Source organism: Pseudothauera lacus (assembly GCF_003034845.1).
GTDB lineage: Bacteria > Pseudomonadota > Gammaproteobacteria > Burkholderiales > Rhodocyclaceae > Pseudothauera > Pseudothauera lacus.
In genome coordinates this window covers 45,570-71,018 of record NZ_PZKC01000014.1, presented here as the reverse complement: position 1 = coordinate 71,018, position 25,449 = coordinate 45,570, and the positions used below count along the sequence as shown (strand labels likewise).

Annotated in this window: 22 protein-coding genes; 12 read left to right on the top strand and 10 right to left on the bottom strand. The window is 63.7% G+C overall.

Translation table 11 applies throughout. The features are described 5' to 3' along the window. Positions 1–27: 27 nt before the first annotated feature. Both leuE and C8261_RS15050 read right to left on the bottom strand, forming a co-directional pair. Positions 28–684 (bottom strand): leucine efflux protein LeuE, encoded by a 657-nt coding sequence (gene leuE / locus C8261_RS15055; RefSeq protein WP_107494551.1) that lies wholly within the window; start codon positions 682–684, stop codon positions 28–30. A 48-nt stretch (positions 685–732) separates the two neighbouring features. Next, complete coding sequence (locus C8261_RS15050) at positions 733–1,197, bottom strand: tellurite resistance TerB family protein (protein WP_107494550.1); 465 nt, start codon at positions 1,195–1,197, stop codon at positions 733–735. A gap of 173 nt (positions 1,198–1,370) precedes the next feature. Between C8261_RS15050 and C8261_RS15045 the strand changes: the two genes are divergently transcribed. Next, positions 1,371–2,615, top strand: coding sequence for a nitronate monooxygenase (locus C8261_RS15045; protein WP_107494549.1), 1,245 nt, complete (start codon positions 1,371–1,373; stop codon positions 2,613–2,615). A gap of 429 nt (positions 2,616–3,044) precedes the next feature. Here C8261_RS15045 and C8261_RS15040 read toward each other — a convergent pair whose 3' ends face one another. Both C8261_RS15040 and C8261_RS17215 read right to left on the bottom strand, forming a co-directional pair. Next, complete coding sequence (locus C8261_RS15040) at positions 3,045–4,298, bottom strand: hypothetical protein (protein WP_219905216.1); 1,254 nt, start codon at positions 4,296–4,298, stop codon at positions 3,045–3,047. A 98-nt stretch (positions 4,299–4,396) separates the two neighbouring features. Beyond that, positions 4,397–5,800: a coiled-coil domain-containing protein gene (locus C8261_RS17215; protein ID WP_146161691.1), complete on the bottom strand. Its 1,404-nt coding sequence runs from the start codon at positions 5,798–5,800 to the stop codon at positions 4,397–4,399. Positions 5,801–6,021: 221 nt separating this feature from the next. Here C8261_RS17215 and C8261_RS17870 point away from each other — a divergent pair, with 221 nt between their 5' ends. The 6 genes from C8261_RS17870 (at position 6,022) to C8261_RS15010 (ending at position 10,620) form a co-directional block, all read left to right on the top strand. Next, entirely contained in the window at positions 6,022–6,366 is a 345-nt protein-coding gene (locus C8261_RS17870; RefSeq protein ID WP_408003226.1) for a phage integrase N-terminal SAM-like domain-containing protein, read from the top strand. A gap of 140 nt (positions 6,367–6,506) precedes the next feature. Next, positions 6,507–7,463, top strand: a complete 957-nt coding sequence (phnD, locus tag C8261_RS15030) for a phosphate/phosphite/phosphonate ABC transporter substrate-binding protein (protein WP_107494546.1) — start codon at positions 6,507–6,509, stop codon at positions 7,461–7,463. Between the two features lie 17 nt (positions 7,464–7,480). After that, positions 7,481–8,299 (top strand): phosphonate ABC transporter ATP-binding protein, encoded by an 819-nt coding sequence (gene phnC / locus C8261_RS15025; RefSeq protein WP_107494545.1) that lies wholly within the window; start codon positions 7,481–7,483, stop codon positions 8,297–8,299. Then, on the top strand, positions 8,299–9,096 hold the full coding sequence (gene phnE, locus C8261_RS15020; protein WP_107494544.1) for a phosphonate ABC transporter, permease protein PhnE: 798 nt from the start codon (positions 8,299–8,301) through the stop codon (positions 9,094–9,096). The genes phnC and phnE (C8261_RS15020) overlap by 1 nt, the downstream gene beginning before the upstream one ends. Continuing rightward, the gene (gene phnE / locus C8261_RS15015; protein ID WP_107494543.1) at positions 9,096–9,911 is read left to right on the top strand and encodes a phosphonate ABC transporter, permease protein PhnE; all 816 of its coding nucleotides are present in this window, start codon (positions 9,096–9,098) and stop codon (positions 9,909–9,911) included. The genes phnE (C8261_RS15020) and phnE (C8261_RS15015) overlap by 1 nt, the downstream gene beginning before the upstream one ends. Positions 9,912–9,942: 31 nt before the next feature. Continuing rightward, a complete protein-coding gene (locus C8261_RS15010; protein ID WP_107494585.1) occupies positions 9,943–10,620 on the top strand; it encodes an HAD family hydrolase in 678 nt (225 codons plus the stop codon). Between the two features lie 3 nt (positions 10,621–10,623). Here the strand turns inward: C8261_RS15010 and C8261_RS15005 are convergent, their stop codons facing one another. Then, positions 10,624–10,932 carry a hypothetical protein gene (locus C8261_RS15005; protein ID WP_107494542.1) on the bottom strand — a complete coding sequence of 103 codons (309 nt, stop codon included), beginning with the start codon at positions 10,930–10,932 and terminating at the stop codon, positions 10,624–10,626. Positions 10,933–11,230: 298 nt separating this feature from the next. Between C8261_RS15005 and C8261_RS15000 the strand changes: the two genes are divergently transcribed. Genes C8261_RS15000 through C8261_RS14990 form a run of 3 tightly spaced genes read left to right on the top strand, consistent with a single transcriptional unit; the run spans position 11,231 to position 17,744 of the window. Continuing rightward, the gene (locus C8261_RS15000; protein ID WP_107494541.1) at positions 11,231–12,133 is read left to right on the top strand and encodes a MerR family transcriptional regulator; all 903 of its coding nucleotides are present in this window, start codon (positions 11,231–11,233) and stop codon (positions 12,131–12,133) included. Continuing rightward, the gene (locus C8261_RS14995) at positions 12,130–15,078 is read left to right on the top strand and encodes a chemotaxis protein CheB (protein WP_107494540.1); all 2,949 of its coding nucleotides are present in this window, start codon (positions 12,130–12,132) and stop codon (positions 15,076–15,078) included. Before C8261_RS15000 ends, C8261_RS14995 begins: the two co-directional genes overlap by 4 nt. Then, the gene (locus tag C8261_RS14990) at positions 15,075–17,744 is read left to right on the top strand and encodes a sensor domain-containing protein (protein WP_107494539.1); all 2,670 of its coding nucleotides are present in this window, start codon (positions 15,075–15,077) and stop codon (positions 17,742–17,744) included. Before C8261_RS14995 ends, C8261_RS14990 begins: the two co-directional genes overlap by 4 nt. A gap of 125 nt (positions 17,745–17,869) precedes the next feature. On the opposite strand, the gene C8261_RS14985 is transcribed toward C8261_RS14990, so the two are convergent. The 5 genes from C8261_RS14985 to C8261_RS14965 all read right to left on the bottom strand — a co-directional run bounded on the left by C8261_RS14985 (position 17,870) and on the right by C8261_RS14965 (position 22,831). Continuing rightward, entirely contained in the window at positions 17,870–18,709 is an 840-nt protein-coding gene (locus tag C8261_RS14985) for a carbohydrate ABC transporter permease (RefSeq protein ID WP_107494538.1), read from the bottom strand. Then, positions 18,706–19,605 (bottom strand): carbohydrate ABC transporter permease, encoded by a 900-nt coding sequence (locus tag C8261_RS14980; protein ID WP_107494537.1) that lies wholly within the window; start codon positions 19,603–19,605, stop codon positions 18,706–18,708. Before C8261_RS14980 ends, C8261_RS14985 begins: the two co-directional genes overlap by 4 nt. 72 nt (positions 19,606–19,677) lie before the next feature. Beyond that, positions 19,678–20,970, bottom strand: coding sequence for an ABC transporter substrate-binding protein (locus C8261_RS14975; protein WP_107494536.1), 1,293 nt, complete (start codon positions 20,968–20,970; stop codon positions 19,678–19,680). A 2-nt stretch (positions 20,971–20,972) separates the two neighbouring features. Further along, entirely contained in the window at positions 20,973–22,049 is a 1,077-nt protein-coding gene (locus tag C8261_RS14970; RefSeq protein ID WP_107494535.1) for an ABC transporter ATP-binding protein, read from the bottom strand. Further along, on the bottom strand, positions 22,046–22,831 hold the full coding sequence (locus tag C8261_RS14965) for a DeoR/GlpR family DNA-binding transcription regulator (protein WP_107494534.1): 786 nt from the start codon (positions 22,829–22,831) through the stop codon (positions 22,046–22,048). Before C8261_RS14965 ends, C8261_RS14970 begins: the two co-directional genes overlap by 4 nt. 184 nt (positions 22,832–23,015) lie before the next feature. Between C8261_RS14965 and C8261_RS14960 the strand changes: the two genes are divergently transcribed. Together C8261_RS14960 and C8261_RS14955 are read left to right on the top strand one after the other, a co-directional pair. Next, complete coding sequence (locus C8261_RS14960) at positions 23,016–24,794, top strand: sensor histidine kinase (RefSeq protein WP_107494533.1); 1,779 nt, start codon at positions 23,016–23,018, stop codon at positions 24,792–24,794. Continuing rightward, positions 24,787–25,419: a response regulator transcription factor gene (locus C8261_RS14955; protein WP_107494532.1), complete on the top strand. Its 633-nt coding sequence runs from the start codon at positions 24,787–24,789 to the stop codon at positions 25,417–25,419. The genes C8261_RS14960 and C8261_RS14955 overlap by 8 nt, the downstream gene beginning before the upstream one ends. The last annotated feature ends 30 nt before the right edge of the window (positions 25,420–25,449 follow it).

Sequence of the window (25,449 nt, the reverse complement as noted above, 5' to 3'; positions counted from 1 at the left end):
TGGGTGGGGGCAATCCGCAATTCTATCTCAGCTCAGCGTGGCGCCGGCGAGCTTGGCGCCAAAGCCGATGAAGAGGCCGCCGACGCTGCCGGTGGCGGTGGCGGCGAGGCGCCGGCGGCGGCGGAACTGGGCGGCGAGGTAGGCGCCGCCGAAGATCAGCGCGGAGAGATAGAGGGCGCTGCACACCTGCACGATGGCGCCGAGGATGAGGAAGGACAGCCCCGGGTGGGCGTAGGCCGGATCGACGAACTGGATGAAGAAGGAGACGAAGAAGAGGATCGCCTTGGGGTTCATCAGGCTGATCAGCAGTGCGCTGCGGAACGGGTGTGCGCGGGGGGCGGCGGCCGCAGTGGCGGCCGCGTCCCCGGCTTCGCCGCGGCGGCGCCAGTCGCGCAGCGCCGAACGCAACAGGCTGATGCCGACCCACGCCAGGTAGGCCGCACCGGCGTACTTGATGATCATGAACAGTTCGGGTGTGGTGCGCAGCAGCGAGGCCGTGCCGGTGGCGGCGAGCAGCATCAGGATGGTGTCGCCGGCGAAGATGCCGCAGGCACCGCGGTAGCCCGCCGCGACCCCGTGGCGCGAGGCCACCGCCATGACGTAGAGCGAGTTCGGCCCCGGCAGCAGGACGATGAAGATGGTGCCGATGATGAAGGTGGTGAGGTCGGTAACGCCGTAGAACATCGCTGGGCTCCGCTGCAGCAGCCTTCGCGGGGCTGCAAAGGGAGAATATTAGCAGTTGCCGCTGCGTGTGCGGGCGCGCTGCTTGGCAGCAACGAAATCGCCGCGCGGGATGTACAGCAGTTCGCCGAGTCTGAGCAGCAGATGGTTCTCGTGATGGCTGAGGTGGCCGTCGGCGTAGGCCACCTGCCACAGGTAGTCGACGATCTGCAGCTTCTCGGCGGGGCTGTAGGCGCGGTTCAGCTGCGAGGTGAAGGTGAACAGGTCGGGCGCGTCGTGGGAGGCGGCGCGCGCGAGTTCGAAGAGGCGTTCGACCTCGTCGGTGGCGAGGGCGAAACGTTCGCGCAGGGCCTCGATGATGGCCAGGCGCTCGGCCTCGGGGCTGTCGGCGTCGGCCCGCATCACCTCCACCAGCAGTACGGCGGTGGCCAGTTGCAGATGATGCTCCGCGGTGGTGCCGGCTTGCGGCGCGGGGGTGGCGAGAGCGCTGAAGAGTTCCTTGAGAGAGCTGAGCATGGCTGGAGCAAAGAGGTCGATGGGGTGGGGCGTGCAGCCCTTGCTGCGCCCCCGGAATATGACTCGCAGGCTATGCTTGCAGTTCTCGGCGCGGCTGCCAATGCCGGTTTACCTAGCCCGCGGAGCGGGTCTCGGGCGATAATGCGGGGCTACGCAATCTGGACACTCAAGCAATGAAGCGTGTGGATGATTTCCGCCTGCGGTTTGGCAAGCAGGAACTGGTGCCGATCATGATCGGGGGCATGGGCGTCGACATCTCGACCGCCGAACTGTCGCTGGAGGCTGCCCGGCTGGGCGGCATCGGCCATATTTCCGACGCCATGCTGCCCACGGTGTCCGACCGCCGCTACAACACCAAGTACGTCAAGGACAAGCTCAAGCAGTACAAATTCAACGTCGCCAACAGCGACAAGTCGGTGGTGCAGTTCGATCTCGGCCTCATCGCCGAGGCGACCGCCACCCACGTCAGCCGCACCATGGAAGCCAAGCGCGGTGACGGCTTGGTCTTCATCAACTGCATGGAAAAGCTGACCATGAACAGCCCGCGGGAAACCCTGCGGGTGCGGCTGCAGGCCGCCATGGACAACGGCATCGACGGCATCACCCTGGCCGCCGGCCTGCACCTTGGCTCCTTTGCGCTGATCGAAGAGCATCCGCGCTTCCGCGACGTCAAGCTCGGCATCATCGTCTCCTCGCTGCGCGCCCTGCAACTCTTCCTGAAGAAGAGCGCGCGTACCGGGCGCCTGCCCGATTACGTCGTCGTCGAAGGGCCGCTGGCCGGCGGCCACCTCGGCTTCGGGCTCGACTGGGCGCAGTACGATCTGGCCACCATCGTCGCCGAGATCGCCGCCTGGCTGAAGGCCGAAGAGCTCGACATTCCCCTCATTCCCGCCGGCGGCATCTTCACCGGCAGCGATGCGGTGAACTTCCTCGAAGCCGGTGCGGCGGCCGTGCAGGTTGCCACCCGCTTCACCGTGACGCGCGAATGCGGCCTGCCCGAAGACGTCCAGCAGGAATACTTCAAGGCCAGCGAGGGCGACATCGAAGTCAACCTCATCTCGCCCACCGGCTATCCGATGCGCATGCTCATCAACAGCCCGGCGATCGGCAACGGCATCCGCCCCAACTGCGAGGCCTACGGCTACCTGCTCGACGCCAAGGGCAGCTGCCAGTACATCGACGCCTACAACCGCGCCGTCGCCGAACTGCCCGAAGGCAGCAAGGTGAAGGTCATGGACAAGACCTGTCTGTGCACCCACATGCGCAACTTCGACCTGTGGACCTGCGGGCACTACACCTACCGCCTCAAGGACACCAGCCGCAAGGGCGAGGACGGGCGCTACGAGATCCTCAGCGCCGAGCACGTCTTCCGCGACTACCAGTTCAGCACCGACGGCAAGCTCGCCCTGCCGGCGTAAGCGCCGCTGCGCAGGCGCCCGGGCTAGCGGCGGTCTTCCCGGGCTTCGCCTCTGCCTCGGTGCGGGCTACGCAGCGAACGTAGTCTGCGAATTCTTCCCGCAACGGTTTGGCGACGAGGACCGCTTCCGGCTGTGGAGACGGTTGAGCAAGCCCGCCCACCTGAGAGGGTGGTGCGCCGGCCGGCGCCGCGGTGGCGCTCGGCCCAAAATCGCTGCAAAGGCGCGCGCCAAGCGCGAAATGGAGCACATTGCCCGCTTCCACGCGTTGACTCCGGAACTACCAGCCCAGGGCGCTGGCAGCCTCGCCCACTTCCGGGCCGGGGCACTCGAAGCTATTTCCAGGGAAACGAACCGGGCTTGTTCAACAACCGGTTCATGTCGTGGCTCGCTTTGCGATCACGACATAACCTTAATCGTTGGACGTACTCGTCAAGATAGGTCGCCCCACCGAAGATAGAATGCGAAAAATGGATCTGTGATGTGCAGCTTCTTCTCTTCCTCTTCGAAGTCAATCACAGGCGTTGAGCTCTGGTCGGTTGAGGCGATCGTCGCCATATGCTTGAGGACGCGTGCTACCTCGTGAAGCTGCGGCAGCTGCGAACTCGATACTTCGCGTATTGCACTGCGCAGGTCTTCGTACTCGAGACTCACGAGCCCCGGCTTTATGCTCGCTAAGGCATGAAGCACTAACTCGTAGATATCTACGCGCCGTCCATCCTTTAGCTCTCTTGGGATCCGGTCAGTACGTTGCCGTGGCCCCCGAGCAAGCTTCTCAAAAATCGGCCTACCGATTGTGTCTGCAACATCACGAAAGATCTCGTCGCATTCATCGGGGCTGAACTGAAGTTGCGAGAGCTCCGCGGAATACTTTATGTCCCTTTGTTTGGCGAGACCGCGGCAAAAATCCTGCATTAAATGTGGGCTACCAAGTGCCTGTGATGCGAGCCGGGTTGCGCTGGATGGATCTAGCTCATAGCCCAACAGTTTGAAACCGGTTTCTGGGATGTAGGAGAGTTCGCTGTTGGACCATGACGGAATCTCAATCCCAGATATGCGCCCAGCCATTTCCCTTTCCACCTTAACCGCGTCGAATCTTCGGTGGGGAATGGCGATTACCGCCACGGGCAGACCATCAAAGACGATTGGCTTGAGGGCGCGGACGATCCTGCCTTGAAGATCCGGAGGAAGATAGTGAAAATCGTCGATAACCAGTGGTAGCTTGCGAGTCTTGAGTCCAGAGAGTGCAACTACTCGCGATGAAAGGGACCGAACTCGACGTGTTTCCGTCCCGCGCTTCCTCTCAAGACTTGCCCCGACTTCGCCGGACCCCTTTGCAACAAGGAAATTTGCCTCTGCAGTTCCCTTTCCTTCGATGCATGTACTGGTTTCTGTTCCTTCCTGTTCCTCGTAATCCTGAAATAAGTCGAGTTGCTCAATAACAAGTTGCCAGAACTCGTCTTCGGTTCCGGCTGTACCCCCATCAATCCAAATGCACTCCTCTGGGGGTAATACCTTTCGAGCTAGCACTGTCTTGCCCGACTTGGTCTGACCGGTGACGGTAACAAGTTTGCATAGGTTGTCTTTGATCTCGCCAAGTCGCGTCTCAAGATTCAAATCCAGCCGAGCGTTGTAGGTATGGCGCGGAAAGCCCCCTGGAACGAATACATCCTGGTACTTAAGCAAGATGACGTCTCCTAGCCTGATGATTGGTCCAACGTCGAAGCTCAGCCGACGGACAAAAGCGCAGCTTTTGGCCGGTCGGATGCAGCGTAGTGTTAGCTCTAGAAGAGAGTATTGTTGATATCACTCGCTGTATTCCTACCAGCTCGATGGTCGCTGCTTGTCTTTGGCAGTGTAAACGTATAACGACCGTCTCCTTGGAATACGGCCTTATAGTGTTTTCCGTCCTCTGACAGTTCAAAGCCCATCCTCGCCAGCGCATTTCTTGTTCGCGCGTCCATGTCTCTATAGGTCTTAAAGAGAGACTTGATTTCCTCTTCGAGCTTTTGTCTAGTACCAGACGATTTGTTTGCTGCCAATAGATCGGTCAATACGTGCTGGCGACGGCTATTCTCTCGGGCGGCACGTAAAGCCTCCCGAAGCGCGTCAACAATAATGTCAGAAATTTCGTGCTCATACAGATCTTGTTCATTTCCGAGGGAAACTAGGCCGCGATTTGATGACTGATTGGATGACGTGACTCGCCTAAGTTCGGCGTTAAGTCGTGAAATTTCTTGCTCGGCGTCAGCCAGCTTTGTGTCTTTGGCTGCTTGATCCGCGTCAAATGCCTCGATGTACTCTTGTAGCGCCGTGGATCCCTGCGATTTCAACAAATCGTAGCGCTTACGTGAAATCGTTTCCTTTAGATGCGCCCACGTGCAATTGGTGCGAGCCCTTCTGTTTGAAAGAGCAAGGCGAATGTCCTTTGCAATTTCAATTTGAATGGCGCGGGGGTTCGGTGTTTCGTCATCGAGGAAATAGGCGTTCCGCGCATTACTCTCAGGCCAGTAGACACCGATGGTGCCACCGAACACGTTGCCCGAGTTTGTGAGTGTTTTAACCTTGAATGAAAATGCCCGACTCGGCTCTACTACCACGTGAGCCATTCCGGATACAAATTTCGCCAGATCGTCTGGATTGATTAGATGCGTTCCGTCGAAGCCTGCGCTGACGTAGACAATGGGCAGCTTGTTGTTTGCGACCCCCATCATCAGCGCTGCGGCAATCCCAGCCTCGCTCTCACCCAAACGGAACGGCTTGTCCGTTACCGGTATTTCCCCATCCATTCCGCCACCCAGTTCCGTGAGAGCCTGTCGAATGAAGTAGGGCTTCTTCGGAGGAGGCAACCTAACCGCGGTACTGAGTGCCTCACACGAAACCTGAAGGCTAAGCGTATGTCTTTCAGGCGTCTTGAGGGACACAATAGATGTGACCCACTCAAGACCGTTTTCCGTACGTATGTGCCGGAGGCCACCGATGTCGTAGTCGGCGTTCTTAGCGATAGCGGTGGTCACCTCCTCTGGCCCGCTTGAGTAGCGCTGCTCCAAATCGAGTGGCAGTTCGCCAAATGCCGTTGGAGGAATTTTTGTGTGGGGGCTTCCCGTCACCCACTTGCATGCCAAGCGGACGACGTCCTCGACGCTATTCTTTGTGTCGATCGGAAACTCAGTTGAAAAGTTGGTCATAGCGGATAGTTGAAATGGGAAAGCTAACGAATTGTATACATCAAATCAGACGGATATTCAGGTATCTGCCGGTTAATCCCTGCGAACTCGGCGTGCTCTTTTGTCAATACTATCAACACCCTGGGCACTCATGCTGCCAGGATAAAACAGCACCTCGCCCCTGACAAACCCGGCACCCCCAAGGCCACACCTGCGTCCACCCGCCAAACTTGGCCAAAGGCGTGCGGGCATGCATCCATTACAAGGACTACAGCATACGAACAGAGAAAGCCCATGTCCATTGGGTCCGTGCATTCATCAGGCTGCAGGGGATGTGCCATCGGCATGGCATGGGCGCGGAGGAGCTTCAGGCGCCTCTGCGTTGGCTCGCCAATGATCGCGCCGGGCTGGCGCGGCGGTCTGTGTGGCCTCGGCACGACTGCTTGTTCGGCGACATCGGTGGGGTGGGGCGCTCGCATCGTTCGGGAAACCGAAGGGGCAAGGCTTCTGCCGTTGGCTTGGCCTTGAAGCCGGTGTTGCCCATGCGCGAGCGTCGCATATTGACCCGGCGCCTGTCATCAGCGTAGCCGAAGGGGTGGGGCCGAGCGGTAGTCGATTGACGGGTTGATGACCGCTGCTGTCGATCCGGCGGTACCTTGCAACACCTGCGTAACGTGCTGCAGATAGATTCCATCGCCTTGAATCTGACATTCATGGAGGTTGGATCGTGCTTCCCGCTCTTGTCCGAAAGTTGGTGCTGGGTGGCTGTGCCCTGGCAATCGCCGCATCCGCTGTGGCGATGGATCCGCGCTACCGTGATGCCGACGGCGACCTGGTTGCAGACCTGCCCGCCGACCCGAAGCAGTGGGTCGACCCGGCGACGCTGGTGTTCGCCTACACCCCGGTGGAAGACCCCGCCGTGTATGCCAAGGTGTGGGAGGACTTCCTCAAGCACATGGAACGTGTCACCGGCAAGCGCGTGCAGTTCTTCCCGGTGCAGAGCAATGCCGCGCAGATCGAGGCGATGCGCGCGGGACGCTTGCATGTGGCGGGTTTCAATACCGGCTCGAATCCGCTTGCGGTCAATTGTGCGGGCTTCGTGCCCTTCGCGATGATGGCCTCGATGGACGACCGCTACGGCTACGAGATGGAGATCATCACCGCGCCGGATTCGGGCATTCAGCGCGTCGAGGACATCCGTGGCAAGAAGATGGCGTTTACCTCGGAGACCTCCAATTCCGGCTACAAGGCGCCTTCGGCGCTGCTGCGCGAGCAGTTCGGCATGGAGGCCGGGCGCGACTACGAGCCGGTGTTCTCCGGCAAGCACGACAACTCCATCCTCGGCGTCGCCAACCGCGACTACCCCGCGGCGGCGATCGCCAATTCGGTGAAGCTGCGCATGGAGGCCCGCGGCGTGGTGACCCCGGCGCAGACGCGGGTGATCTACCGCTCGCAGACCTTCCCGACCACCGGCTACGGCCATGCCCACAACCTCAAGCCGGAGCTGGCGGCGAAGATCCGCGAGGCCTTCTTCTCCTATGACTGGACGGGGTCGGCGCTGGCGCGCGAATTCAACGCTGCCGAGCCGCCGCAGGAGAAGTTCATGCCCATCACCTTCAAGGAGCACTGGGCGGTGGTGCGTGACATCGACAGCGCGATGGGCGTGAGCTACGCCTGCAAGTGAGCGGCGGCAGGCACGCAATGCTGCGCATCGAGGCTCTCGGCAAGACCTACCGCACCGGCGACCGCGCCCTTGACGGCATCAGCCTGACGGTTGCGCCCGGTGAGGTGGTGGGGCTGATCGGCCCTTCGGGGGCCGGCAAGTCCACGCTGATCCGCTGCATCAACCGGCTGGTCGAACCCAGCGCGGGGGAGATCCTTCTCGGTGGCGAGGCGATCACCGCGGTGGCCACGCGCCACCTGCCGGCGGTGCGGCGGCGGATCGGCATGATCTTCCAGGAATACGCCCTGGTCGAACGCCTCACAGTGATGGAGAACGTCCTCTCCGGCCGTCTGGGCTACGTGCCGTTCTGGCGCTCCTTCCTGCGCCGTTTTCCGCAGCGTGACATCGATGCCGCCTTTGCGCTGCTCGACCGCGTCGGCCTTGCCGCCCATGTGGACAAACGTGCCGACGCGCTCTCCGGCGGTCAGCGCCAGCGTGTCGGCATTGCCCGCGCGCTGGCGCAGGAGCCGGAGCTGCTGCTGGTCGATGAGCCCACCGCCAGCCTCGACCCCAAGACTTCGCAGCAGATCATGCAGTTGATCTGCGAAATCTGTGCCGAGCGTGCCCTGCCGGCGATCGTGAACATCCACGACGTCGCCCTCGCACAGCGCTTCGTCAGCCGCATCGTCGGCCTGCACGGCGGGCGGGTGGTCTATGACGGCACACCCGACGGCCTCAGCACCACCGTGCTCGAACGCATCTACGGCGTTGCCGACTGGAGCGCGCTGGCGCAGCCGGACGGCGAGCGTTGTGACGCCGCTCCCGCCGCACTGCTCGCCACCGGCGCCGGCCTCTGATGAGCAGCGCCGTGCGCCAGTGGCGGCGTCCGCCGCTGATTGCCGATGCCCGCCTGCGCTGGGCGCTGGGGCTCGGCGCGCTGCTCTACCTCGGCCTCGCGCTGGCCTCGCTGGAGGTCAACTGGGCACGGGTGAGTGAAGGGCTGGTGCGTGGCTGGCGCTTCGTCGAAGGTTTCCTGCAGCCCGATTTTTCCTCCCGCAGCGACGACATCCTCCTCGGCCTGCAGGAGAGCATCACCATGACCATCACCGCCACCGTGGCCGGGGTGGCGCTGTCCATCCCCTTCGGCATCGGCGCGGCCCGCAACATTGCCCCGGCGCCGGTGTACTACTGCTGCCGTGCGCTTATCGCCTTTGCGCGCACCTTCCAGGAGGTGCTGATCGCCATCTTCTTCGTCGCCATGTTCGGCTTCGGCGCTTTCGCCGGCTTTCTCACCCTCACCCTGTCGACGGTGGGCTTTCTCGGCAAGCTGCTTGCCGAGGACATCGAGGACATCGACGAAACCCAGGTCGAGGCCATCCGCGCCACCGGCGCGGGCTGGTGGCAGGTGCTCGACTATGCCGTGCGCGCCCAGGTGATGCCGCGCCTGATCGGCCTGTCGGTATACCGCTTCGACATCAACTTTCGTGAATCCGCGGTGATCGGCATTGTCGGCGCCGGTGGCATCGGTGCCACCCTCAACACCGCCATGGACCGCTACGAGTACGACTCTGCCGCCGCCGTGCTGCTCATCATCATCGCCATCGTGATGCTCACCGAGTACATCTCCGGTTTTGTCCGCAGGCAGGTGCAGTGATGGCGGTCCATCAGCGCGCAGAGGTCCGCGTATGGCAGCGCCGCAGCACGCCCGCGCAGTTGCTGCTGTGGTGTGGCTGGCTGCTGCTGGTGGTGGTCACGGTATTCGCCTGGCAGCTGATGACCCGCGAAACGCTGTGGGTCTTCGTCGCCGATGCGCCGCAGCAGGCCGCCGATATCGGCGCACGCATGTGGCCGCCGCGCTGGTCCTACATGGAACGGCTGTGGTGGCCGCTGTGGGAGACGCTCAACATCGCCACCCTGGGTACCTTGCTGGCGCTGCTGGTGGCGGTGCCGACCGCCTTCCTGGCGGCGCGCAACACCACCCCCAGCGTGCGCCTGGTGCGCCCGCTGGCGCTGCTGGTGATCGTTACCTCGCGCTCGATCAATGCGCTGATCTGGGGGCTGCTGCTGGTTGCCATCATCGGTCCCGGACAGCTGGCGGGCATCTTCGCCATCGCACTGCGTTCCATTGGCTTCATCGGCAAGCTGCTCTACGAGGCCATCGAGGAGATCGACGCCGGCCAGGTCGAGGCGGTGGCCGCCACCGGCGCCTCGCGCGCGCAGGTCATCGATTACGCCATCGTGCCGCAGGTGGCACCGGCGCTTGCCGGCATCGTGTTGTTCCGCTGGGACATCAACATCCGCGAATCCACCATCCTCGGCCTTGTTGGCGCCGGCGGCATCGGCCTGGCGCTGGAGTCCTCGCTCAACGTGCTGGCCTGGCCACAGGTCAGCCTCATCCTGCTGGTCATCCTGGTTACCGTGCTGCTCTCCGAATGGGTGTCCGCGCGCGTGCGCCATGCGCTGATCTGACCATCACCGTTTTTCCCACCGCTCCGTGTTCATGAACCGCCACGTCCCGCCCACCGCCCTCGCGCTCTTCGACCTTGACCATACCCTGCTCGCTGCAGATACCAACGAGCTGTGGCTGAACTTTCTCGCTGACGAAGGCTGCATCGACGGCCCGCGCACCCTCGCGCGCCAGGCCCGCTACTACGACGACTATCTCGCCGGGCGGCTCGACATCGGCGCCTATCTCGCCTTCCAGCTCGAAACCCTTGCCGGGCGCACGCTCGCCGAACTGTTGCCGCTGCGCGCCCGCTTTGCCCACACCCGGCTGCTGCCGGCACTGGCGCCGCAGGCCGCGGCGCTGGTCGCCGGCCACCGTGCGCAGGGTCATCGCTGCGCCATCGTCTCGGCCACTCATCGCTTTCTCGTCGAACCCGCCGCGCAGGCGCTCGGCATTGCGGATCTGTTGGTCACCGAGGCGGAGCTGGTGGACGGGCGCTTCAGCGGGGCGCTGTGCGGCCTGCCTTGCTTCCGCGAACTCAAACCGCTGCGCGTGGAAGCCTGGCGCAGCGAGGAAGGGCTGAGCGGAGCGTTGCCGAGCTGGTTCTACTCCGACTCGCTCAACGACCTCGCCCTGCTCGAGCGAGTGGATCATCCGGTGGCGGTGGACCCCGATCCGGCGCTGGCCGCCGCGGCAGCCCGGCGCGGCTGGACGGTGATCAGCCTGCGCTGATGCTCAGCGTGCCCGCGCCTCGGCAAGGCGGCGGGCACGCTCTTCAGCCTGGCGAGCCTTCTCCGCGGCTTCGCGGGCCTTGCGTTCGGCGATCAGGCGCTGGCGCTCGGCACGCTCGCGGCTGCGGATGTCGAGGCGGATGTAGGCCGCAATGCCGCGGTCGGCCAGAAAACCCGCCCCAGCCGCGCCCGCGGCGAGCACCACCATGGCGGCAAACGACACGCTGGAGAAGGCGATCCACAGCAAGCTGGCGGCAACCAGGGCGCGCACGGCGAGCATGGGCAGGTAGAGAGGGTGTTCGTCGAAGTCCATCGGCAGTGACCGCGAGCCCGGCATGAAGAAGCAATCATACCGGAGCGCGGGTTACGGCGTGTTCACGGTCTGTGCCGCTGCCGGGCAGATGCTTCGGCTGGTCTTTCCGGTCCTGCCAGTATGGCAATCAAGTTTGTCTGAATGAAGTGGGCCGCAGCCTCTTGGCAAAGCAGGCGGAGACAGGTGCTCCGTTCGGCCGAAACTATGACTTTCGTCAATGTCCAGATAATATCTGGACGTACAATGACGAGCCTACAGGCAGTAGTTGCACGCTGGGTTTCTGTTCAAGGGGAAGTGATTGCTCACCATCGGCACCGTCGCATCGCAGCTTGGCGTCAGTCCGGACGTGCTGAGGAAGTGGGAAAGCCGACATGGCTGGCCGGTCCCCTTGCGTACTGGGGGCGGTACCCGTCTTTACGACGAAACGCAGGTTCACCTGCTGCATGCCGTCAAGCGCATCGTCGAGTCGGGGCATTCGGTTGGGGAGGCAATTGCCCTTGCACTCATGGACAGTCCTCTGGCCGACGTACGCCACCAATCGCTGCCGCATGTAGACCGCCTGCTCGAACTGGTTGCCGCTGGCCGCTTCAGCGTGCTGCGTAGTGAGTTGCTGGCGAGGCGAGCGGCCCTCGACGATATTGTTTTTGTCGAATCGTTTGCGGCCCCGCTGATGCGTGCACTCGGTCATCAGTGGGCGCTTGGTCATGCTCGTGTATGGCAAGAGCATGCTGTCAGCGCAGTCATGCGCGACGTTCTCCGTCAGTCTGTCGCCCCTCAGTCTCTTGCCCTGGGGAATGAACGAGTGCTTGCGCTGCTGACCACGCCTCCCGGTGAACGGCACACCTTGGGGCTCTCGATGGCCGGCCTGATTCTGCGCAGTTTGAATGTTGACTGCATGGATCTCGGTGCTGAAACCCCGCTGGATGAACTCGCTGCTGCAGCTTGTGCCTGCCGCGCGCGGATCGTCGGGTTGTCTGTGAGTCGAGGATACCCGCCGCGCGCGCTGCATGCCTACAGCGAAGCGCTGCGTGAAGCCCTGCCGGCAGGATGCGAACTCTGGCTGGGTGGAAGCGGTGCCTGTCAGCGCCGGGGAGGCGAACATGGCATTGTCATCTGCACTGACGCCGCCGGTATGCAACGCCGACTCGGCCGTGAATGGCAACGGATGGATGTGCAACCTACCGCGGGAAGTGAAGGATGAAAGCCAAGAAAGTTGGCCGGGCAAAGATGGAGGGTCAGGCGTCAACGACTGTTTTCAACGGTTTCGTGGTTGCAATAGGCGCGTCTGCAGGCGGGCTGGAGGCACTGGAGCGGTTCTTCAGTCATTGCCCGGCCGATACCACCGCTGCCTTCGTTGTGATCCAGCATCTGTCGCCGGATCACAAGAGCATGATGACCGATCTGCTCGCGCGCTACACCCGCATGAAGGTGCGCATGGTCGAGGACGAGTTGCCGATCGCCGCCGATCAGATCTTCCTGATCCCGCCCGGCACGATAATGCGCATCGAGGATGGGCGCTTCCGCTTGACACCCAAGCACCCCCATCTGCTGACCTTGCCCATCGATATATTCTTCGGCTCGCTTGCCGACGACTTCGGTAACCGCGGCATCGGTGTGATTCTGTCCGGTACCGGTTCCGACGGCACCCGTGGTGCCGTTGCGCTTAATGCTGCCGGCGGCTTTCTGCTTGCACAGGAACCACGGGAGGCAAAGTTTGATGGCATGCCCAGCAGCGTGATCAGTACTGGACTGGTCGATGCCGTTCTGAGTGCCGACAAACTGGCGACGCGCATCCTTTCCTACCTTGGCAAGCTACCGCTTGAGGATGCACCCGCTCAGGCAGCGATCGCAACTGCGCCACCGCTGTCGGAAGACGAGGCGCGACAGGGCATTGTCCAGTTATTGCTCCAAATAAGCGGCATCGATTTCAACGACTACAAGCCAGCCACTCTCAACCGGCGCATTGAGCGGCGCATGCAGGTACGGCATATGCGCAGCTTTGCAGACTATCTTGCCTTGCTTGAGCACGATATTGCTGAGGTGTCGGTGCTGCGACGTGAGTTGCTGATTCCTGTGACCAGCTTCTTTCGCGATCAGGAGGTGTTCGATACTTTGGCACGAAAGGCCATCGACGAACTCGTCGCCCACGCTGAGTCCGGCGCCGCGTTGCGCGTGTGGGTAGCAGGCTGTTCCACCGGGGAGGAGGCATACTCTATTGCAATCGCCTTCTTCGAGGCCTTCGAACGTGCACGACGGTGGCCCAGCCTCAAGATATTCGCCACCGACGTCAATCAGCACAACGTCGAGTTTGCTGCCGCCGGACGCTACCCGGAATCAGCCGCGGCGGAGCTAACCTCCGAGCGGCTTGAACGCTTCTTCATCCGTATCGGCAATCACTACACGGTCAAGCCCGAACTGCGCCAGTGCATCGTGTTCGCCCGCCACAACCTCCTCAGCGACCCGCCGTTCACACGTATGAGTCTGGTCAGTTGCCGCAACACGCTGATCTATTTCACGCCCGAGGCCCAGAAGCGCGCGCTGGACCGCTTGCAGTACGCGATCGAGACAAACGGCTACATGCTCCTCGGCTCAAGCGAATCCTTGACTGCTCACGGCAGTGGTTTTTCCACTGTGCATGGGAAGCACAAGCTATTCCAGCGCACTGATGCCGCCAATGCGCTCAACCTTGGCCTCGGGGTTCCCGGTACTCGTGCGCCCTATGTTGTAGAAACGAGCCGGCGACGCGTGGGGGACGACCGGCGCAAAAGGCTCGCCGAGGGCATGATCACCGACGAAGCGATGAGCATGCTGCTGGACGCCTACGTACCACCGGCAATTCTGGTAAACGAACGACACGAAGCCATTCATTTGTTCGGTCGTGTACAGCCCTACGTTCGTGCGCGCGAAGGTTCAGCGAGCCTTGAGTTGTCGCGCATTCTTCCCGAGAACCTCGTTCCCGTCGCTTCTGCGCTGCTCTTCAAGGCCGCCAAGGAACGCCAGCCGATGGTGTCGGATATCTTGGAGGTCAGATCCGAGGAAGTGGCTTCGCGCAACGTGCGGCTCAGCGTACGGCCCCTTCCACTGCACGGCGACGAGCAGTTGTTGCTGCTGGTGTTCGAGTCGCAGGGAATGCCGGCGGCGGATGGAGTTGCGCCGACGGTAGATGTCGACGCCGAAACGATGGCCCGCATTGATGTGTTGCAGCGCGAACTGGAGGCTACCCGCGAGAGCCTGCAGGCGACCATCGAAGAGCTTGAGACCTCCAACGAGGAACTGCAGGCAACGAATGAAGAGTTGATGGCCTCCAACGAGGAGTTGCAAAGCTCAAATGAAGAATTGCAGTCCGTCAACGAGGAACTCAACACGGTTAACGCGGAATACCAGGAAAAGGTCGGCATCCTCAATCGCCTCAATGCCGATCTGGACAGCATGTCCAAGGCGGTCGGCGTCGCCACGGTATTCGTCGACGGTGCGCTCAACCTCACCCGCTTCAGTCCGGATGCAGTTAATGTGTTCCGTCTGCGCGAGGGCGATCTTGGACGGCCGCTGGACGAGATCGTGCACGTCCTGCGCTATCCCGAACTCATCCAGGATCTGCGCCATACAGTGCGCAGCGAGCGCATGATCGAGAAGCAGGCGCTTGCCGCCGACGGTCGTGTCTTTCTTGTGCGCATCCTGCCCTACAGCACTGCATCGGCGAGTCAGCACGGCGCTGTGGTGACATTCATCGACATCACTGCGACCAGAGAACGTGACCGCCTGCAGGTCATCATCGACGCGTTGCCTGAGCATATTGCGGTGCTCGCTCCGGATGGCACCATCGCCATGGTTAACGCAGCCTGGACGCGCTTTGCTCGCGCCAACGGTGATTCCGACCAAAGCCGCTGCGGAGTAGGGTGCAACTACCTTTCTGCATGTACCGATGCCCCTGGCCTGGACAGCGAAGCGCACCGCGCTCGAATCGGAATCAAGGCGGTACTCGAAGGTTCAAGCGCGACGTTCTCGCTTCAATACCCCTGCCATTCGGCGACAGAGAAACGCTGGTTCGTGATGAACGTCGCACCAATACACGGGGGGGAATTCGGTGCAGTGGTGAGTCACATAAACATTACCAGCTGGTATGCACCCGACGAGGTACAGGTATGAGCGAAGGTCGTTCACGTATTGACACTCTTCGCCTGCGTGCTGAAATGGCACTGTCGCGCGGCGAGGCGGGCACAGGCCGTCTAGATGCTGCTACTGCTGCCGATCTTAGCGAGCTGTTGCATGAATTGCGGGTGTATCAAGCCGAACTCAATATACAGAATCAGGAACTGATTGCATCACGACAGGCCGAGGAGAGCGTGCGCCGGCGCTACCAACTGCTGTTCTCGGCCTTGCCGCTGTCGGCCTTCGTGGTGGACGACCGCGGCATCATTGAGGAGGCTAACGACACCGCAGCACGGCTGTTTGGCTTTCGCAGCACCAGGACGCTGCGTCAGCATTCCTTGCTGAGACTGATCCTGGACGGAGGGGGAGTCAACCTGATGCAACGGCTGCGCGGAGTTGGCGCGGACACGGAAGAAGGGCCTTTGTACTTGTTGTTCCGTGCTCACGATGGCGCCACACTGCACGTTGAAGTCTATCTGTGCGCGCTGCCGAGCGATTACCACCTCGATTCACGTTTCCTTGTGTTGTGCCTGGACCGCAGCGCAGATGACGAATTGTCGCGCACGCGCAACATCTTTAAGACTCTGCTGGACAATAGCGACTCGTGGATCTACGCATTCGACCCTCAGGGTCGTTGCCTGCTCGCCAATCAGGCACTGTTGCGATTTCTGCGTCGCAGCGATGCTGAGGTAATCGGGCACCGGCGTGATGAATGGCTGCCAGCCGAAGACGCGGATCAACATGCCCAGAACGACGCTCTGGTGATGTCAAACCGCAAGGCGATCCTTTACGAAGAAAAGGTTCATGAGCCCGGCCTTGAGGTGCGTTACTACCTCAGCAACAAGTTTCCGTTGGTCGGTGATGCCGGTGAAATAATAGGTGTTGGCGGCATCACCAACGACATTACCGAGAGTCGCCAAAAGGATATCCGCCTCGAACTCGCTGCGCAGGTCTATCGCTCAGGCAGGGAGGGCATCGTGATTACCGATGCCGAGCAACGAATCATCTCGGTGAACAACGCTTTCAGTCAGATCACGGGCTACGAGGAAGAGAGTGTGCTTGGCGAGAAGCCATCGATTCTTGCCTCCGGCCGTCATCCGGAGTCATTTTATGCGGGCATGTGGCGTGCGATAAACGCCTCCGGTCGTTGGGCCGGCGAGATCTGGAACAGGCGCAAATCCGGCGAAGTCTATCCGGAATGGCTGTCGATCAGCCGTGTGAGTGGAGCCAATGACGAACCCACGCACTACATTGGGGTGTTCAGCGACATAACTCACCGCAAGATGGCCGAGGAGGAGATCGAGCGGCTTGCTTTCTACGATTCTCTTACTGGCACTCCGAACCGCTACCTGCTTCATGACCGGGCAGCGCAGGCGATTCGCGCCGCCGAACGCAGAGGTAAGTCGTTTGCTGTGGTGTTCATCGATCTGGACCGCTTCAAGGCCGTTAACGACGTTTTTGGTCACGCAATAGGTGACGAGGTGCTGCGCGAGGTCACCAAGCGCATTCAGCAACGGATTCGCGACAGCGACACCGTCTGCCGGCTGTCGGGGGATGAGTTCGTGTTGCTGCTCGATGACCTCAATCACGCTCAAATCGACTGTCGCGCAGCTGCACTGGTGGAGGCGATCGGTGAACCGATGACCATCGGCACGTCCGAAGTGTCGGTATCCGCGTCGATTGGCATTGCCCTTTACCCCCACGATGCGACGGCCTTCGACGAACTGCTCAAGCAGGCCGACATGGCGATGTATCAGGCCAAGAGCGGCGGGCGCAACGGTTGGCGCTATTTCAATGATGAAATGGCGCGCTCCGCATCGGAGAGGCTCGTGATCGAGTTTGACCTGCGGCGTGCGATAGTCAACGAGGAAATGACCTTGCGCTATCAACCGCAGATGGAACTCGCCAGTGGCCGAATTACCGGTGTTGAGGCTTTGCTGCGGTGGCAGCGCGAGGACGGCAGCCATGTTCCGCCCGACCGCTTTATCCCGATCGCTGAGGAGTCGGGGCAGATTATCGAGCTCGGGCGCTGGGTGCTGGAGCAAGCGGTGGCTGCGCGCAAGCAATGGCTTGATGAAGGCCACAAGCACTTCGTGGTGGCAGTAAACGTATCCTTCGTGCAGTTCTGGCGTGACGATTTTGTAGACGAAGTCCGCACCACGCTAGCCCGTCACGGATTGCCTGGAGAACTTCTCGAAATCGAGCTTACCGAGCGGGTGGCGATGGGCGAACCGGAGCTTGCAGTTCGAATGATGCGCACCCTCAAGGGTCTTGGCGTGCGTCTCTCGATCGACGATTTCGGTACCGGCTATTCATCCTTGTCGTACCTCAACACGATGCCAATTGACGCCTTGAAGATTGATCGCGCATTCATTCGAAATATAGGCCTTGAGTCCAGTGACGAAGCGATCTGCCGCACCATCATCCAACTAGCGGGCACGATAGGAATTGGCACGATTGCCGAAGGGGTTGAAACCCCGCACCACCTTGCCTTTCTAGCGCAAAATGGTTGCACGGCTGGACAGGGCTATCTCTTTGCTCACCCGCTTTTCGGCTGTGATCTCCCCGCAGAGTTGATGCGCCGTGGAGTCACCGCGCCTGGCCATCGCAGCCATGGTCGCCAGGCTCCAGTGGCTTCTCACTCAGTGCAAGCTGAAGAATGACCTGAGGAAGTTTCCTGTTCGCTTAGAAACTTCCGCTGCTGCGGCTCGCAGCAGGCTCCTCGGATTGCTTTTGTGCGTCATCCACTTCCTGGTGGGCGCACTTGTTTACGGTTTTCAAAGGTCGACTAACGTATCCCCGCACGCAGGAATCCCTGCACGAACTGGCGCTGGAAAAGCAGGAAGGCGATCAGCAGGGGGGCGGAGGAGAGCAGCGTGGCGGCGCTGATGACGGCCCAGTCGATGCCCTGGTCGGTGCCCGCGAAGACGGCCAGGCCGACGGTGAGGGGGCGGGTGTCGACGGTGTTGGTGACCACCAGCGGCCACAGGAAGTTGTTCCAGTGGTGGCTCACCGAGACCAGCGCGTAGGCGAGGTAGGTGGGGCGGGCGAGGGGGATGTAGACCCGCCACAGCACGCCGAGGACGCCGCAGCCTTCGATGCGGGCGGCGTCTTCGAGCTCGCGCGGGATGGTCTTGAAGGTCTGACGCAGCAGGAAGATGCCGAACGCCGAGGCCATGTAGGGCAGGGCAATGGCGCCGATGGTGTCGACCAGGCCGAGGCGGTGGATGCTGCGGTAGTTCTCGACGATCAGCACGTCGGGCATGATCATCAGTTGCACCAGGACGAGGGCGAAGGCGATGTCGCGGCCGGGGAAGCTGAAGCGCGCGAAGGCGTAGGCGGCGAGGGTGCACAGCAGGAGCTGGCCGGCGAGGATGGTGGTGACCAGCAGGGTGGTGTTGAGCAGGTAGCGTGGAAAGGGCGCGGCCTCCCAGGCGGTGCGGAAGTTGTCGAGGGTGAGAGGGGCGAAGAGTTCGAAACGTGCCGAGTACTCGCTGGGGTGAAAGGCCGTCCACGCGGCATAGGCCAGCGGCAGCAGCCACAGCAGACCGAGCGTCCATGCGGCGACGGTGTTGAGGATGCGGTCGAAGCGGCTGTCGAAGGCGGGGGCAAGGGCGAGGCTGCTCATTGGTAGTGGATCCTGCGTTCGAGCCAGAGGAACTTGACCAGCGCGACCACCGCCAGCAGGGCCAGCAGCACCATGGTGAGGGCGGCGGCGTAGCCCTGGTCCCAGAAGCGGAAGCCGATCTCGTAGATGTAGTAGAGCAGCAGGGTGCTGGCGTTGTCAGGGCCGCCGCGGGTCATCACGAAGAGGTGGTCGACGAGGCGGAAGGCGTTGATGGTGGCGTTGATGAGGACGAACAGCGTGGTCGGCATGAGCAGCGGGAAGAGTACCTGCCAGAAGTATTGCCAGCGGCTGGCGCCTTCGAGGGTGGCCGCTTCGCGCAGTTCGGGGGAGACCTGCTGCAGCGCGGCAAGGTAGAAGATCATGAAGAAGCCGGCCTCCTTCCACACTGCCACCGTCATCACCGCCCACAGCGCGCTGTCCGGCGAGCCCAGCCAGTTGCGCGCCGGCAGGCCGGCGAGGCCGCGCAGCTGGTCGAGGAGGCCGTAGTCGGGGGTGTAGAAGAACAGCCAGATGTTGGCTACCGCGATCATCGGCAGCATGGTGGGGGTGAAGTAGGCCAGGCGCAGGGCGCCGCGCCCGGCGATGCGGCCGTTGACCCACAGCGCCATGACGATGGCGAGCGCGACCGAGGGCACGATGGTGCCGAGGGCGTAGAGCAGGTTGTTTTTCAGGGCAAGGTGAAAGATGGGGTCGGCGAGCATGTCCTGGTAGTGCTCGAAGCCGATGTACTCGGCAGCGCGGTTGCCGCGCGCAGTGGTGTGCAGGCTGTGCCAGAAGGTGGCCAGCGCCGGGTAATGGGTGAACGCGGCGAGCATCACCGCGGCGGGCAGCAGCAACAGCCAGCCGTGGAGCGCGGCGGCGTGGCGCCGGGCTGGAGAGGCGGAGGAAACGGTCATGGTCGGGGGAGGGTGAAGGACGCCGCGGCGGGCGTTGCAGGCTCGGCCTGCGTTGCCCGCCGTGGTGGATGCTCAGCGGTAGCGGCGGAGGATGCGCTCGGCCTCGCGCTGGGCGTCCTGCATGGCCTGCGCGGGGGTCTTGGTGCCGGTGAGGGCGGCCTGCAGGCCGTCGTTGAGGGCCTTGGTGACGCGCTGGTTGTCATGCGTGGAGAGCTCGGCGACGGCGTACTGGAGCTGGTCGCGGGCCACTGTGGGGGCGGGGAAGTCGGCAACGTAGCGTTTCATGCGCTCGGTCTCCCAGGCTGCCGGCGAAACCGCCACGTAGCCGGTGTCGATCGCCCACTGCGCGGCGCGCTCGGGCGCGCTCAGCCATTGCACGAACTTCAGTGCGGCGGCGCGCTCTGCGGCGCTGCTGCGGCTGAAGATGTGCAGGTTGCCGCCACCGGTGGGGGTGCCGCGCTGCGCGCCGGCGGGCAGCATGGCGACGCCGAACTCGAAGCCGGCATTGTTGCGGATGTTGGTGAGGTTGCCGGTGGTGGTGTAGATGATCGCTGCCTTGCGCTCGAAGAAGTCCTTCGGCGTGGTGCCCCATTCGACGACGCCGGGGGGGTGGATGCCGTGGCGGCGCGAGAGGTCGACCCAGAACTGCAGGGCTTCGATGACCTGCGGACGGTCGAAGTAGGTTTCCGTGCCGGCGGCGTTCATCAGCTCAATGCCGTTCTGCGTGGTGAAGGTCTGGAACAGCCAGTACGGAAAGCCCGAGGACGGCACCTGCACGCCCCAGGTGGTGACGTTGCCGGCGGCGTCGCGGCGGGTCAGGCGCTGGCCGTAGTCGACCAGCTCGGCCCAGGTCTGCGGCGCGCGTTCGGGGTCGAGCCCGGCTTCGCGGAACAGCTCCTTGTTCCAGTACATCACTACCGTGGAGCGCTGGAAGGGGATGCCCCAGGTCTTGCCACCGGTCTGGCTGTTCTTCATGAAGCCGGGGTAGAAGCTGTTCAGCCACTGGCGTTCGGCGGGCGTGCTGACGAGGTCGTCGTAGGCGACCACGGCGTTCTCGTCGATCAGGGTGTACATGTCGGTCGACAGCAGCACGGCGATGTGCGGGGCGTCACCGCCCTTGACTGCGGTGAGCACCTTGGCAATGGTGTCCTGGTAGCTGCCGGAGTACACCGGCTTGATGCGGATGCCGGGGTTCTCGCGTTCGAAGTCGGCGGCCATGCCGTCGACGATGCGGGTGATCGGGCCGCCGACGGCGACCGGGTAGTAGAAGCTCAGTTCGACGGCCGCTGCCGGGGTGGCGGCGATGCCGGCGGCCAGCCCGAGGGCGGCCGCGTAGCGGTTGAGTCCGGTGAACAGTTTTCTCATCTTCAGGCTCCAGCGGGTTGGGTGAGGAGGGTGGGAGTGGACGTGGGGGCGGCACGGCTGTCGTCGCTACCCCCTTCGGCGACGCGGACGCCGTCGCCGGCGAAGCGATGTTCGTGCTCCGGCAGCCAGCGCACGCTGATGCGGTCGCCGGCGCGCTGGCGGGCGCGGCCGTTGATGCGGGCGACGAAGCGGTGCCCGGCGTGCTGCAGGATGAGCATGGATTCGGCGCCGAGGTATTCCAGCGCGACCACCTCGGCCTCCAGGCCGTCGCCAGAGGCGCCTACGTGGAGGTGCTCGGGGCGTATGCCGAGGCGTTCGTCGGCGCCGCCGTGGTGGCCGAGCACGGCCAGCGGCAGCAGGTTCATCGGCGGGGCGCCGATGAAGCCGGCGACGAAGGCACTTGCCGGCCGTTCGTAGAGTTCATCGGGGCGGCCCTGTTGCTCGATGCGGCCGCCGCGCATCAGCACCACGCGGTCGGCCATCGTCATCGCCTCGGTCTGGTCGTGGGTGACGTAGATCATCGTCATGCCGAGGCGCTGCTGCAGGGCGCGGATTTCGCTGCGCATCTGCTGGCGCAACTGCGCGTCGAGATTGGAGAGCGGCTCGTCCATCAGGCATACCGGCGCCTCGGCGACGATGGCGCGGCCGAGGGCGACGCGCTGGCGCTGGCCGCCGGACAGTTCGGCGGGTTTGCGCGCGAGCAGGGCGCCGAGGCCGAGCAGTTCGGCGCTGCGCGCCAGCCGGCGCTGGCGTTCGGCAGCGTCTACACCGCGTACCTTGAGGCCGAAGGTGATGTTGTCGGCGACGTTCAGATGCGGAAAGAGTGCGTAGGACTGGAACACCATGGCCACTCCGCGTGCGGCCGGGGGCAGGTGGGTGACCTCGCGTCCGCCGATGCGGATGTGCCCGCCGTCGGCCATCTCGAGGCCGGCGATGAGGCGCAGGGTGGTGGATTTGCCGCAGCCCGAGGGGCCCAGCAGGGCAACCAGCTCACCCTGCGGGCAGTGCAGGCTGATGCCGTCTACCGCGGCGCAGGACTGCCAGCGCTTGCTCAGGGCGTCGAGTTCGATGGCACTCATCGTGCGCCCTCCGTGGCGCCCAGATGGACGGTGGTGTCGCCGCAGCCAAGGGCTTCGGCGTAGTCTCCGGGAAGGGCGTGCTCGGTGAACAGGTGATCCATGTCGCCGAGGCGGCCGCCGCGGGCGACGGCGTTGCGGCCGAACTTGCTGGCATCGGCAACCAGCACCGTGCACCGGCTGTTGGCCGCCATCGCCTGGCGGGCGGCGACCTCGTCGGGATGGAAGTCGAGCAGCGAACCGTCGCGGTCGATGCCGCCGACGCCGAAGACGGCGTAGTCGGTCTTGAAGGCGCTGAAGAACGCCACTGCGGCGCTGCCGACGATGTCGAGGTCGCTGCGCCGCAGGGTGCCGCCGGCGATGGCGAGCGATGCCAGCGGGGCGCCGGCGAGGGCGTTGATCACATTGACGCTGTTGGTCAGCACCTTCAGGCCCTGGTGGCCGCGCAGGGCGAGGGCGACCTGCTCGGGTGTGGTCCCCAGACCGATCGACACGCTGGCGCCGTCCGGGATGAAGGCTGCCACGGCACTGGCGATGCGCTGCTTGGCGGCAAGATTGAGCACCTGGCGGCGCTGATAGGGCAGGTTGCCGTGTCCGCCGGGAACGTCGACGCCGCCATGGACGCGGCGCAGCAGGCCCAGTTCGCACAACTGGTTGACGCTGCGGCGGATGGTCTGCGGAGTGACCGAGAAGCGCTGGGCGAGGGTGTCGATGGCGACATGGCCGGTGCTGCGCACCAGTTCGACGATGTCGCGCTCACGGGCGGGAAGGGCGGGCCAGGACATGGATGCAGTATTCGAACGCGGTTGAAGTTCGTTCGAAACTCTAGGGCCGCTCCGTTACGTGCCCTTTGCGCTACGGTGACGGTGAAATGAACATCCGGCCGGCCGCGGGCTGTGCATCGGCATGGCCTGCTTGCCGGGGGCCGTGACAGGGTAGACTGCTCGCCAGTCTTCCTTCCTCGCACCGATGTCCGTACTTGCCGTCTGCCGCATGCTGCGGCCCCTCCTCTTCCTTGCCGCACTGGCCGTGCCTTGCCAGGCCGTGGCACAGGCGCGCGAGGTGGTGCGCATCGGCGTGCTCGCCTTTCAGGGTGTCGACGCCGCGGTGGGCGAATGGCGGCCGATGATCGCCGGGCTCAACACTGCCCTGCCGGCGATGGATTTCGAGCTCCTGCAGTTCGATCATGACGGCTTGCGGCGCGCGGTGGCGGCGCGCGAGGTCGATTTCGTCCTCACCAATCCCGGTCATTACGTCGAGCTGGAGGCCGAGTTCGGTGTCGCCCGCATCGTCACCCTGGCCAGCGCACGCGCCCCGTCGGCCGAGCGCGCGGTGGGTTCGGCGGTGGTGGTGGATGCCGGGCGCAGCGAACTGAACCGCCTGGAGGATCTTGCCGGGCGGCGCGTGGCGGTAGTCGGGCGCGAGGGCTTTGGCGGCTACCAGCTGGTGTGGCGGGAACTGCTGCGCACGGGGATCGACCCCGGGCGCGACTTTGCCGCACTGATCGAGGTCGGCTTCCCGATGGATGGGGTGCTCGACGCGGTGGCCAACGGCCGTGCCGACGCCGGTATCGTGCGTGCCTGCCTGCTGGAGGGCGACCCCGTGCGCGCGGCGCGTTTCAAGGTGCTGTCGGTGCGTGCGGAAGCGGATTTTCCCTGTGCTACGTCGACCCCGCTGTACCCCGACTGGCCGGTGGCCACCTTGCGGCACACCCCGCCGGCACTGGCCAAGGCGGTGGCCATCGCCCTGCTGGCCATGCCCGCGGACGAGGCCGGCATGGCCTGGAACGTGCCCGCCGATTACCAGTCCGTGCATGAACTGTTCCGCGAACTGCAGATCGGCCCCTATGCCTATCTGCGCGAGCCCACCCTCAGTGCGCTTGCCGAGCGCTACTGGCCGACCGTGGCGGTGGTGCTCGCCGCGCTGCTCGGCTGGGTGCTGTACACCGTGCGCGTCGAGCATCTGGTTCATGCGCGCACTGCAGAGTTGCGCGAGGCGCTGGCCCAGCGCGAAGCGCTGGAGGCGCGCATGCGCGCCAACCAGGAGCAGGCCGATCACCTTGCCCGGCTGTCGGTGCTCGGCGAACTCTCCGGCACCCTTGCGCATGAGCTCAACCAACCGCTCGCCGGTATCGGCAACTATGCCAGCAGCCTGCTGCGCCGTGCCGACAACGGCCGCCTCACCGATGACGCGGTCCGCGAGGCCGCCGCCGAGATCGGTACCCAGGCCGAGCGTGCCGCCGGTATCCTGGCGCGCATCCGCGCCTTTGCGCGCAAGCGCGTGGCGCAGCGCGAGGTACATGTGCCGGCGGCCATCGTCGCTGATGCGGTGGCCCTGCTGCAGGGCATGCTCGCCCACGCCCCGCGGGTGGAGATCGTCGACCATCTGGCGGCGGGTACGCGGGTCGACGTCGATGCACTGCAATGCCAGCAGGTGCTCCTCAACCTGCTCAAGAACGGTGTCGATGCGATGAGCACCCTGCCTCATCCGGAACAGGTGCTGAGCGTGACCCTCGGTCAGCACGGCACCTCGGTCAGCATCGCCGTGCGCGATGTCGGCTGCGGTCTCGACGATGAGGGCATGGCCCGGCTCTTCGAGGCCTTCCACACCACCAAGGCCGATGGCCTCGGCCTTGGTCTGTCGATCTGCAAGCGCATCGCCGAGGCCCACGGCGGGCGCCTGCTCGCCGCCCGCGCCGAGCCGCCGCCCGGCATGGTGTTCACCCTGATCCTGCCCGCCCATGAATGAACTGCTCAAGCATCCGGTGCACGTCGTCGATGACGATGCTTCCTTTCGCCGCTCGCTGGTCTTCCTGCTCGAATCGGTGGGGTGGACGGCCGTTGCCCACGACAGCGCCGAGGCCTTTCTCGCCGCCTGTCCGCAACAGCCGGCCGATGCCGGCTGCCTGGTGCTGGACATCCGCATGCCGATGATGAGCGGGCTGGAACTGCAGCGCCTCCTCGTCGAGCGCGGCTGGCAGCTCCCGGTGGTATTCATAACCGGCCACGGCGACGTCGAACTGGCGGTGCAGGCGATGAAGCGCGGGGCCTGCGACTTTCTCGAAAAGCCCTTCAAGGACCAGGCCCTGCTCGACGCCGTGGGCGCGGCGGTGCGCCGGGCGAGCGCCGACCAGGCCCAGGCCTGCCGGCGCGAGGAGGCCCTGGCCCTGCTCGAAAGGCTGTCGCCGCGCGAGCGCGAGGTCGCCCGCCTGGTCGCCCTCGGCCTGCCCAACAAGCTCGTTGCCCGCGAGCTGGAGATCAGCGAGAAGACCGTCCACGTGCATCGCCAGCACGTCATGGAAAAGACCGCCACCGGCAGTGCCGCGGAGCTGGCGCGGCTGATGCTGCGCGCCGATCCGGCGGCGCTCGATTGATGCCATGAACGGACCTTGGCTGCCAGCTCG